The 11,680-nt window shown below is 64.2% G+C and carries 8 protein-coding genes and 2 pseudogenes; 5 read left to right on the forward strand and 5 right to left on the reverse strand.

What is annotated here, in order from left to right:
• Positions 1 to 45 precede the first annotated feature (45 nt).
• Entirely contained in the window at positions 46 to 1,401 is a 1,356-nt protein-coding gene (locus KM135_RS17060; RefSeq protein WP_221715246.1) for an MFS transporter, read from the reverse strand.
• Complete coding sequence (locus KM135_RS17065; RefSeq protein WP_221715247.1) at positions 1,398 to 2,552, reverse strand: cobalamin-independent methionine synthase II family protein; 1,155 nt, start codon at positions 2,550 to 2,552, stop codon at positions 1,398 to 1,400. Before KM135_RS17065 ends, KM135_RS17060 begins: the two co-directional genes overlap by 4 nt.
• 262 nt (positions 2,553 to 2,814) lie before the next feature.
• Between KM135_RS17065 and KM135_RS17070 the strand changes: the two genes are divergently transcribed.
• From KM135_RS17070 to KM135_RS17085, 4 genes are all read left to right on the forward strand, one after another.
• Positions 2,815 to 3,798 carry an AraC family transcriptional regulator gene (locus tag KM135_RS17070; RefSeq protein WP_221715248.1) on the forward strand — a complete coding sequence of 328 codons (984 nt, stop codon included), beginning with the start codon at positions 2,815 to 2,817 and terminating at the stop codon, positions 3,796 to 3,798.
• 125 nt (positions 3,799 to 3,923) lie between these two features.
• On the forward strand, positions 3,924 to 6,239 hold the full coding sequence (locus KM135_RS17075; protein ID WP_221715249.1) for a TonB-dependent receptor: 2,316 nt from the start codon (positions 3,924 to 3,926) through the stop codon (positions 6,237 to 6,239).
• Positions 6,240 to 6,258: 19 nt separating this feature from the next.
• A complete protein-coding gene (locus tag KM135_RS17080) occupies positions 6,259 to 7,308 on the forward strand; it encodes a Rieske 2Fe-2S domain-containing protein (protein ID WP_221715250.1) in 1,050 nt (349 codons plus the stop codon).
• 19 nt (positions 7,309 to 7,327) lie between these two features.
• Positions 7,328 to 8,482, forward strand: a complete 1,155-nt coding sequence (locus KM135_RS17085; protein WP_221715251.1) for a cobalamin-independent methionine synthase II family protein — start codon at positions 7,328 to 7,330, stop codon at positions 8,480 to 8,482.
• Between the two features lie 165 nt (positions 8,483 to 8,647).
• Here the strand turns inward: KM135_RS17085 and KM135_RS19865 are convergent.
• The 3 genes and pseudogenes from KM135_RS19865 to KM135_RS17105 form a co-directional block, all read right to left on the reverse strand.
• A pseudogene (locus KM135_RS19865) lies at positions 8,648 to 9,033 on the reverse strand (TonB-dependent receptor); the annotation flags it as partial.
• Positions 9,034 to 9,090: 57 nt separating this feature from the next.
• Positions 9,091 to 9,975, reverse strand: a pseudogene (locus KM135_RS19870) (aldo/keto reductase).
• Between the two features lie 69 nt (positions 9,976 to 10,044).
• Complete coding sequence (locus KM135_RS17105; RefSeq protein ID WP_221715254.1) at positions 10,045 to 10,986, reverse strand: NAD(P)-dependent alcohol dehydrogenase; 942 nt, start codon at positions 10,984 to 10,986, stop codon at positions 10,045 to 10,047.
• Positions 10,987 to 11,072: 86 nt separating this feature from the next.
• On the opposite strand from KM135_RS17105, the gene KM135_RS17110 reads away from it, so the two are divergent.
• Positions 11,073 to 11,660 carry a TetR/AcrR family transcriptional regulator gene (locus KM135_RS17110; protein WP_221715255.1) on the forward strand — a complete coding sequence of 196 codons (588 nt, stop codon included), beginning with the start codon at positions 11,073 to 11,075 and terminating at the stop codon, positions 11,658 to 11,660.
• The last annotated feature ends 20 nt before the right edge of the window (positions 11,661 to 11,680 follow it).

The raw sequence follows: 11,680 nt of genomic DNA on the forward strand, positions 1-11,680 counted from the left end.
ATTCGACTCCGTCCCCGGCACCATCTCCTTGTCCATGGCATCTGTTCAGCGTCGAACTGGTGCGACATCCCGATCGATAATCGACGTCCCGATAATCGCGCAGACGGCGATGACGGTGAGGACGACGAAGAACGGCGCAATGCTGTCGCCGGCGAGTTCGAGAAGAGCGCCGCCGACCATCGTCGTGGCGATGCCGCCGGCGCGGCCGACCATGAGCGCGAAGCCGATGCCGCTTGCCCGGCACGCCACGGCGTAAGCAGACGCAAGCAGGACATAGACGGCGGCGATGCATGCGCCGGTCAGACCACCGACCATGCCGCTCGCGATCATAATGATCAGGAAATGCGTGCTGTCGGCAGGCGAGTGCTGATGGCTTATGACGCCGAACGCCATCAGCAGGACAGCGAGCAGGGTGCCAATGCTGGTGAGCAGCATGAGGCGGCGCGGGCCGAGGCGGTTGACCGCGGCCGCGGCGGTGATCGCGGCGGCGACGGCGCAGAAGTTGAACGCGACGGTCGCCTGCACCGCCTGAGCGAGCGGGATACTGACCATGGTGAGCAGCACGGGCGTCCAGGCGGCGAACGTATAGGCGACGAACTGGATGCTGAAGAAGGCGAGCCAGACGCCGAGATTGAAGCGGCGATTTTCGCGCGCGAAGAGGCGGGCTGCGCCTTGCTCGGGCTGCGGCTCGACCCGCGTCGCGACAGGGTGTGCAACGATCTCCTTGCGGGAGACGAACCGCTCGAACAGCCGGTGCGCCTGCCCAGCGCGGCCGATGCGCACAAGGAACGAGGGGGATTCCGGCAGCGTGACGAGCATGATCACCGCGAGCAGGATCGTCAGATGGCCGCAGGCGATGAAGCAGCCCTGCCAGCCATAGATGGGCGCGAGCGACAGGACGGTGGTCGCGCCGAGCATGCCGCCGAGCGGCGTGCCGATCGAGAGCAGCGCCGAGGACATGGCGCGATAGCGGCCCGGCAGCCATTCCGAGCAGAGCGCGATCGCATTGGGCGCGGCGGCGCCGAAGCCGAAGCCGCTCACGAGCCGCAGCAGCGCCATTTGCCAGACGGCCTCGGAGAGGCTCGCCGCCGCCGTCGCGAGGCCGAAGCTCAGCATGGCGGCGATCAGCAGGCGCTTGCGGCCAAACCGGTCGCCGAGCGATCCGCCGATGCTGGCGCCGAGCGCCATGCCGATGAGAGCGGCGGAAAGGGCAGGGCCGAAGCTCGCCTTGTCGATGCCCCATTGCGCGAGAATGAGCGGGGAGACGAGCGCGAGCAGCTGGATGTCCAGCCCGTCGATGATGAGCGCCAGCATGACCAAAGCGAGAATGCCGAACTGGCGAGCGGAAGGCGCCCGGGTTTCCAGCAGCCGTGCGAACTGGTCGGATGCGGGAGACGTCACGGCCAGAGTTCGGCCGTTGCCAGCTTCGCCCCCTCGACGAGGGATTCGAGCTTGGCCCACATGATGCTGGGATGGACGCGGCGCACGAACGGTCCCTGCGCGAAGCCGCAGTCCGAGCCGCCGATGACATTCTCGCGGCCGACGACGCTGGCGTAGCGGACCAGCCGCTCGGCGACTAGCTCGGGATGCTCGACGACATTGGTCTGGTGGCTGATGACGCCGGGGATCAGCTTGCGCCCCTCGGGCAGCTTGACGTCCTTCCAGACTTTCCATTCATGCTCGTGACGCGGGTTGGCCGCCTCGATGGCGTAGGCGCCGACTGGCAACTCCAGCAGCAGGTCGACGATTTCCCTGAGCTCGACGTCCGAGGCATGCGGGCCGTTCCAGCTACCCCAGCAGATATGATAGCGCACCTGTTCCTCGGGAATGCCCTTGAGCGCTTCCTTGAGCGCGTCGATGCGGGGTTGCGCCCAGGCGAAATAGTCGGCGCGGGTACCGTTGTGGACGATGCGGTCCCACATGAAGGGCAGATGCGCGTCGTCGATCTGCACGAACAGGCCGGCCTTGGTGATGCCGAGATATTCCTCGCGCAGCGCCTTCGCGCCGGCTTCGATATAGGCCTCGTCGGACGGGTAATGCTGGTTGGGTGAGAGCGAGAAGGCGCTGGCTGGCGCCGCGACCGGAAGGAAGCCGGTTTCGACGCCCGCCGCAGCCATGCCGCTCTTGATGTTGTCGATATCGCGATTGAGCTCGTCGAAGCCGGTATAGGCGATCTCGCCGATACAGGGGTAGATCGCCTCGGGATGCTCCTGCGTCGGCCAGAACTCGCGGTAGAAATCGGCGAAGCGGCGCATGTCGCCGGTCGCGACTTCGGCCATCGAGGCCTCGGACATTTCGGCGCCGAAGCCGGAGAGGCGATCGAGCACATATTGCTCCCAGCCGCCGATCTTCCCGTATTCGCCGTCGCTGACGATATCGATGCCGACCTCGGCCTGCTTCTTCACGACCCAGGCGACGGCCTCGCGCAGCGGCGCCTCGAAGGCGCCGTCGGGCAAGTCGCCCGCGACTTTCTTTCGCAGCACCGCGGTAAAGTCGTCGGGGCGCACGAGGCTGCCGACATGCGTGGTGAGGATGCGATCGACCTGTGCCATGACTGCCTCTCTCCTTGTTCAGTCCGATCGGACGGCGCCCGTCGCGGCCGGATGATTCGTCCGCCATCGGCCTGAACCTGTCTCTGGATAGGCCGTGTTTCGCCGGTCTTCTTGATCGTATGCGACAGAGGCTGGGGGCGATGCGACAGCGCGGGCGCCGCGACGGCGGCAATGCTTGCCAAGGTCCCTCCTGTCATAATAGCCTCCGATCAGGCTCGCGGGGACGGGCGCGCAAGCGCAGCCGATGGGCCAGGAGAGAGACATGCAACAGGCGACGTGGGACAAGTTCTCCACCGATTCCGTGCTGCCGACCCAGCGCGTCCATCGCTGGAACGACTATGGCAGCGAGACGCTATGCAATCTGACGGTCGATCCGTGCGATCGCGAAACTTTCCAGGCAACATTGTCGCGCGTCGAATTCGGCCCGCTCGGGCTGATCTCCATGGTGTCCACGGGCGCTCGGGCAAGCAGCGGCATGGGCGGGTGTGGCGAATGGGCGGTGCCGGAGAAGGATGCACTGCTGCTAGTGCTTCCCGAAGAAGGGCACGGCCTCTGCCTGCAGAACCATGTCAGTATCGCGGTCGCTCCCGGCGATATTTTCTTCCAGGATCTGACGCGCCCCTGGGTTCATAGCTGCCTGGGGCCGATGCGGCAGCTGATGCTCAAAATTCCGTTCTCGGCACTGCTCTCGCGCGTCGAAGACCCGACATGCCTGCTCGGCGTTGCCTTCTCGGCCAGGCGGCCGGCGGTGGCGATGGCGGCCGATGTCGTGCGATCGGTTCATCGCACGCTCGTCGCCGAGCCGGAGGGCGAATGGCATGGCGCTCTCTCCGACATGGTACTCGATACGGTGCGGCTGCTGCACCAGAGCATCGCGAGCAATGGCGGCTGGGCGCAGGAGCGGCAGCAGCGCGCGACAGTTCGGCGCGATGCGATGCGCTTCATCATCAACCATCTCGACGATGCGGACCTCTCCATCGCCAGCGTCGCGGCGGCCCTCGGTGTCGGCCAGCGCCGCCTCCAGCGCGCCTTCATCGAGGCGGGGGAGACGCCGAGCCAGTTCATCCTCTCCCAGCGCCTCGACTGGGCAGCGCGCGAGCTTTCCCGCGCACAGGGCGGCAGCCGCAGTTCCATCCTGGACGTCGCCTTCTCCGTGGGCTTCAACGACGCCAGTCATTTCAGCCGCTCGTTCGCCCGGCGCTATGGCGTCTCGCCGCGCTCCTACAAGGGCACGCTGCCGCTCTGACCCTCGCGACTGTCGCTGTCGCATGGCGTCAAGAGGTCGACGGGTCAGTCCAAGAATTTCGCCGCAAGGTCCGTTAGCTCCTTCACGAAGGGCAAAAGCCCGAACGACAAGGGGAGGAATGGACGATGCACACGAAACTGACGGGCTGCTCGGCCCTCGCGATCGCACTGATGAGCGCCGGCCCGGCGCTGTCGCAGGACACAGCGGCGGATCAGGGCGAACAACAATATTCCGACACCGACATCATCGTGACGGCGCAGTTCCGCTCGCAGCGGCTGCAGGACACGCCGATCGCTATCTCGGCAATGGATGCGCGGCTGCTCGACCAGAAGGGGGTGACCGACATCACCGGCGCCGCCAATCTCGCGCCGAACGTCCAGCTCTCGGCCAATGCTGGCAATTTTGGCGGCATGGCGGCGATCTTCATTCGCGGCGTCGGCCAGGCGGACCCGCATTTCGCGGTTGAGCCGGGCGTAGGCATGTATGTCGACGACGTCTATTTCGGCGTGCTGACCGGCTCGATCTTCGAGCTGCTCGATATCGACCGGGTCGAGGTGCTGCGCGGGCCGCAGGGCACGCTGGCGGGCAAGAACTCGATCGGCGGCTCGGTCAAGATCTTCTCAAAGCGGCCCGGCCCGGACCTCGACGGCTTCGCGGAAGTCGGCTACGGATCGCGCAACAGCGTCCTCGCCCGCGCCGGCAGCAACTTCACCTTGGTCGACGGCAAGCTCTACGGCCGCATCTCGCTGGGCGCTAAATATAGCGACGGCTATCTCGACCGGCTCGACCATGCCTGCGTGACCGGCAGCGCCGGGGCGACGCGCCGCACGGACACGAGCTGCAAGCTCGGCGAGCAGGGCGGGCAGAATGTGCTCGCCGCCCGTGCCTCGCTGATGTGGACGCCGACCGACGGCATCCGCAACACGCTGATCGCCGACATCACCCATGACCGTTCGCAGAACCCGGCCGCCAAGACGCTGACCCAGTCGCCGCTCTGGGCCGGCGCGGCGAACTATATCACGCCGTGGGGCAGCTACACGAACTACGAAGATTATGTGAGTACACCCACGGGCGGTTCCAGCGCGGGCGTTCCGTTCGTCATGCCGGATCGCACGCCGCTGGACGCCTGGGGCGTTTCCAACCTGCTCAACATCGCGCTGAGCGATTCCCTGACACTGGATTCGATCACCGCCTATCGCGGCTCCAAGGCGACGTTCGCGTCGGCCGCGGATGGTTCGCCGGCCGCGATCAACGATCAGGTCTGGACGCTCGATCACGAGCAGTTCACGCAGGAACTGCGCCTGTCCGGCGAAATCCAGACGCTCGCGGACTGGACGCTGGGCGGGTTCTACTATCATGCCAGCGGCTCGTCGGGCGGGCGCGTCAACATTCCCGGCGGCCTCGCGCCGGGCGGTGGCGGGCTCAATCTGGACATCCTCTTCCATGATCCGGTGAAGACCGAGTCCAAGTCCGTGTTCGCGCATCTCGTGCTGCACCCGATCGAGGGACTGAACGTGACCGGCGCGGTCCGCTACACGGACGACAGCAAGAAGTTCACCTTCAACCGCCTCGACCCCAATGGAAGCCCGCACCCGCTCCTGGGCGCGCTGGTCAACTTCCCGGTGACCTATGCCGGCGACCGCATCGACTATCGCATCGGCGCGGACTATCGCTGGTCGGACGACTTCATGACCTATGCGCAGGTTTCGACCGGCTACAAGGGCGGCGGCGTCAACCCGCGCCCCTTCTTCACCTCGCAGGCGATCCCTTACAATCCCGAGACGCTGACTGCGTATGAAGCGGGCTTCAAGAGCCAGTTCGCGGACCGTCGCGTCAACTTCAACGGCGCCGTGTTCTTCAACAAGTACAAGGATTTCCAGAGCACGCTGCGGGCCTGCGACTCCATCTCTCCGTTCCCCGGCGCGCCCTGCGCGCAGTCCACCAATGTCGGCGACGCGGAGATCACGGGTGTCGAGGCCGAGCTGTTCGCGGAACCGGTCGATGGACTGCGCTTCGACGGATCGGTCGGTTATCTGGACTTCAAATATACGCGCGTGAACCCGGCGACCGGCATCTCGCTCGCGATGAAGAACGTCTATACGCCCGAATGGACGGCGGCAGCCGGCATTCAATATGAAATCCCCATCGGCGACGCGGGATCGATCACGCCGAGATTCGACCTCAGCTATCGGTCACGGGTCGAGGCGGACGCGATCAACAGCGCGATCAGCTCGCTGCCGGGCCGCACTCTGCTCGATGCCAAGATTACCTGGCGCAGCGAGGGCGGCGACTGGGAAGCGAAGCTCGCGGTGAGCAACCTCGCGGACAAATTCTACTATAACTCGATCTTCGCCCTGCAGAACGCGCCCTATTTCACCGGCGTTGGGGTGCTCGGCGCGCCGCGCACCGTCATGTTCTCGATCAAACGCAATTTCGACTGAGCCGAGGAGGTCTCGACCCATGTATCCCTTCAAGGACGGCTGCTACGCGCCGCGCAACGGCTGGTATGTCGCGGCTTTCAATCATGAGGTGAAGCGCGAACTACTCTCGCGCTGGATCCTCAACGAGCCGGTTGTGCTCTATCGCACTGAAGCAGGCGAGCCGGTCGCGCTGGACGGGCGCTGCCCGCACCGGCACTTCCCGCTCGGCAAGAGCTGCCTCATCGGCGACGAGATCCAGTGCCTCTATCACGGCATCACCTTTGGCCCGGACGGCAAATGCACGCGCGTCCCCTCGCAGACGCATGTGCCGCAGACCTACAAGGTGAAGAAATATCCGGTCGTCGAGCATGGGCTGTGGCTGTTCATCTGGCCGGGCGACCCGGAGTTGGCGGACCCGGCCCTGCTGCCCGATCTGGAGCCGAGCGGATGGAGCGATCCCGAGTTTCGCTTCCAGCCCTTCTATTCGCTGGAAGTAGAGGGCCGCTATCAGTTGCTCAACGACAATCTGCTCGACCTGACACACCTCGCTTTCCTGCACGGCACCAGCATTGGCGTCGCAGGCAATGCAGAGGCGCCGGAGGAACGCGTGGAACTCGCGCATGTGCTCAAGAGCCGGCGGAACATGCGGAACGTGCCGATCATGGCGACGCAGCGCGGCCGGTTCGACTATGACGGGCCGGTCGACCGGCTGGCGGGAATGGATTTCTATCTCCCCGGCTTCCACGCCGGGCTCGACGAGATGCGCATCCCCGAAGATCATCCGACGCGCGGCGGGGAGCGGCTGACCTGCCACCGCGTGTTCCACGCCGTAACGCCGGCCAGGCTCAACAGCTGCAACTACTTCTTCGGCATGGGCGGCATCATGAGCGACGAGGAGTTCGATGCGACGCGCGAGCATCTCTGGCCGGTGATCGAGGAAGATGCGATGGCGACGCGGGAAATCGAGGCAATGCTGAGCACGCTCGGCTATTATCCCGACGAGCTCATGCTGAAGAGCGACACCGGCGCCGTGCAGGGCCGCCGCCGACTTCAGGCCATGATGGACGCCGAAGGGCAAGTCGCGCGGTGATGACGATGAGGAGAGACATATGAGCCGCATATTGACCACGCATGTCGGCGCGCTTCCCGGACCGGAGGACGTCTGGCACGTGGCCGGCGCGTCGAAGGCCCGACGCGAGGAAGCGGTCGCCGAAGTCGTGGCGAAGCAGCGCGCGGCGGGCGTCGACATCGTCAACGAGGGCGAGCTGACCAAGGTCGGCAGCTGGTCGACCTTCATGCGCAAGCGGCTGAGCGGGTTCGAGGTGGCCGACGAGCAGCAGACCGAGGAGATCAACGTCCGCGCGCTCTACAGCTCGATTGATCGCGAGGAATTCGCCGAATTCTACGCGGCCGCCAATGCGCGCGGAACCTTGTTCGAGCAGACCGGCACGGCCAAGCAGTTCGAGGGATCGGATCTGCGCGCACGGGTCTGCACCGCGCCGATCACTTATGTCGGCCAGGAGACGATCGCCGACGCCATTGCGGCGCTCAAGGCGGGGCTTGGTGACCATCCCGCCGATCAGGCCTTCCTGACGACGGTGGCGCCAGCCAGCTTCGAGCCCGGCGTCGGCAATGCCTATTATGACAGCGAGGAAGCCTTCCTCTACGCGATCGCTGATGCGCTCGCGGTCGAATATCGCGCAATCATCGATGCCGGGTTCATCCTGCAGGTGGACGATGCCTATATCCCCGCACTCTGGGAAAGCATCGGCGTGCGTGTCGGCCTCGAGGAATATCGCAAGTTCGTCTCGTTGCGCATGGACGTGCTCAATCACGCGCTGAAGGGCTTGCCGCAGGACCGGGTGCGCTATCATCTATGCTGGGGCTCGTGGCACGGGCCGCATGTCCATGACCTGCCGCTGGCCGACATCATCGACATGCTGCTGCGCGTCGATGCGGGCGGCTATCTGATCGAGTCCGCCAATGTGCGGCACGAGCATGAATGGCGCGTCTGGGAAGAGACCGGACTGCCGGCGGGCAAGGTGCTGATCCCCGGCGTGGTGAGCCATGCGACGACGCTGGTCGAGCATCCGCAGCTGGTGGCGGATCGGCTGGTGCGTTTCGGCAAGATCCTCGGACCGGAGAATATCATCGCCTCGACCGACTGCGGCCTCGGCTCGCGGTGTCACCCGCAGATTGTCTGGGCCAAGCTCAAGGCGCTGTCCGAAGGGGCTGCGCTGGCGAGCAAGGCTCTGTTTGCCTGATACTTTCGACCGTCGCCACTCGCAATATATCGATGGTTGAAGTGAGCCGGCTCGCTGATTGGCTGGTCATGCCCCGAACGACGATCTGATCGTGAAGGCCAGTCTCGGCGCCCGGCGCATCGCGGCAGGCGGCTTCGACAGCCGGTTCACGCGGGATGACTATGCCTGATTGGCGCCTGCGGAGCGCGCAAGATGGACGCCGTCGAGATACACGCCGACCGCCGGGTCGATATTGAAGGGGAAGTCATTGGAACCGATGCCGCGAATGGTCGCACCGAGCCTGCGGTGGAACCGGAAAGGGGCGTGCTGGGATCGAGCGTGACGTTGGGGGCGATTCCGGACAGGACGGAGACGTCCGAGACGGCGCACTCCTTCAGGGCGCTGGATGTGAAAGCGCTGATGGCGATCGGGACATCCTGCACGTTCTCGGCGCGCTTCTGCGCCGTCACGACGATTTTCTGAATGCCGCCTTCCGGGCCTTCGTCATGAGACCCCTGCGCCTGCGCGAGCGCCGGTCCCGCCAGCAGAGCTCCGGCCGATGCTGCGGCGATGCCTCGCCACCAAGGCTTGCCGTTTCGAGCGATGCCGGTTGGCAGACAGGTACGCCATCAGGCAAGCTCGATCAGATCTTCTTCCGTCAGAACCACGCCTCCAGCGGCGACATTCTCTTCCAGATGAGCGACCGATCCAGTTCCAGGGATCGCGATCATGACCGGCGACAGCGCCAGTAGCCATGCTAAAGCGATCTGGTTTACGGTCGCGCCATGCCGACTTGCCACTCGCGCGAGACGGCCGTCGTCGATCGTCGTGGTCCCTCCGCCCAGCGGGAAAAACGGACTGAACGCGATATTGCTGGCCTCGCAGGCCTTCAGCAGCGCCAGGTCGTTCCGCTATGCAATGTGGAAATTGTTCTGAACGGCCGCCACCGGGGCAATCGAGCGTGCTTCCTCGAGATGGTCGATATCGATATTGCTGATTCCGAAGTGACGGATCAGACCTTCCTCGCAAAGGGCGGCCAATGCTTCGAAACGCTCCGCCAAAGACTCGCCATGGGGCACTTCCATCAATCCGATGCGCAGGTAGACGAGGTCGAGGCAGTCCAGTCCAAGGCTCTGCAAATTTTCCTCGACCAGCTTCCGCATGTCGGCGCCCTTGCCATGAGTGAAGCTGCCGTCGGGGAGGAAGACCGGCCCGACCTTGGTGGCGATCACCAGGTCTGAAGGGTAGGGAGAAAGGGCTTCGTGGATGAGCGTGTTGGCGCGAACCGTTCCGTCGCCGCTGCGATAGAAGTCAGCGGTGTCTATGAGAGTGACGCCTAGTTCCACTGCCCTACGCAAGACCGCGCGGCCGGTTGCCGGATCGCGGGACGGACCGCGAAATCCGTTCGTCGGCAGGCGCATCGCTCCGAACGCGATGCGATTGACGGAAATCTCACCGCCGAGGAGGAAGGCTGCTGATCTGCGAGACTGCATGCTAGGCACTCCAAGTTTCATCCATCATGCGCCGGACAGCGATGGGCGGGCTCCAGCCCCGCTTCCTGACACTGCGAAACGCCTCGGCGTTCAGGCCGGCACGGGAAATGTGAGCACGGTCCTGCCTGCGGGTCGGTCGCCACTTTCAGCCTCGGCAAGGGCCGACAGGACCTTAGTGAATGGCGCATAGCGCCCGATGGACGGCCGCAGCTGCCCTTCCCCGGCGGCGTGGGCGATCGCCGGCAGATGCTTCAATCCCATGGACGCAAAGGCCAGCTTGTAGCGCCGCGAAAACATTCCCCGGAGCATCCTTCCGGGCGTCACGTTGATATCGACGAAGACGCCGCCGGGGTTGAGCATCGTCAGCCCCTGGCCCACGCCCAAGGTTCCCAGCGTATCGAAAATGGCATCGAAATTCCCGTCTCGCGCGTAGGCGTCCGGATCGGAATAATCGAAAATCGCTTCTATGCCTGCGGCTTTGACGCTTTCTCGCGAGGCTTTGCCGCAGGATCCGGATACATGGGCACCATGGGCAATCGCCAGTTGAACGGCAAAGGCGCCGACCGCGCCGCTGCACCCGTTGATGAAGATGCGCGATCCGGCATCGATCCCTGCCCTGTCCAGAACCGCCACCCATGCGGTCATGGCCGGGATAGGCAGGCAGGCCGCTTCGCTGAACGAAAGCTTTGCCGGCTTCTTCGCCAGGTTCGCGGCGCTCACGATGACGGCTCCGGCGAAGGCGCCCGATCGTCTGAAATCGGTCGTACCGAACACCTCGTCACCAACAACCAGGTCCGTCACGCCACCGCCGACGGCCTCTACGACGCCCGCAAAGTCAGTTCCCATGGCTTTGGGAAAGCGCCTGCCGGTCAGCATCTTCATGACCCCCTGGCGGAGTTTCCAATCCAGAGGATTGACCGCGGCGGCTCGGACGGTAACTCGCACTTCGCCGCTCCCCGGTTCAGGCAGGGCGAATTCCCCTATGTACATTTCTTCTGGCCCGCCGTGGCGGTCATATTGCACACGCTGCATAACGTCCTCGACTCTGTCTCTGTTCGACTGATATATTGCATAGAGTGCGATTTTACAATGAGTGTAATTTTGAGATTTGCCCAGACATGATTCAGCACCGTTCCGATCAGGAAGGCTTGCGGCAGAGAAAGCGGCGCGAAACGCTTCAGCGCATTACGGAGTCGGCCCTCCGGCTGTTTGCGGACAGGGGTTATGAAGCAACGACATTGGACGCCATCGCCGATGCGTCCGGCATCTCGCGGCGGACTTTCTTCTACTATTTCAAGTCGAAGGAGGAGATATTAGCTGCTTGGCAGAAAGGCTTGCCCGAGGCATTTCGTGCAGCCATCATGAGGGAGTCCCCGGATCAGTCGCCGATCGATGCCGTCCGCAACGCGCATCTGGGGCTGCTCACGCATTACGATGCCGCCCGCGCCCTGATCATCGACAGGATCATCCGTTCCAGCGACCTGCTCCGGGCAAGCAATCAGATGAAATATCTGGAACTGGAGCGAGCGGCTTTTGAAGCGCTATGCGAACGCTGGCCCCAGAAAACGCGCGAGGAATTGCGTGTGACCGCTATGGTATCTGTGGGCGCACTCCGTCTCGCGATCGACGCTTGGGCCGAGGAAGATGGACGGAGACCGCTCGAAGACCATCTGGCGGAAGCGTTCGTCCATTTAAAAATCAAATGAACGAAATCCTGGATTTCCGG

It is taken from the genome of Sphingobium xanthum (assembly GCF_019737615.1).
Taxonomy (GTDB): Bacteria; Pseudomonadota; Alphaproteobacteria; order Sphingomonadales; family Sphingomonadaceae; genus Sphingobium; species Sphingobium xanthum.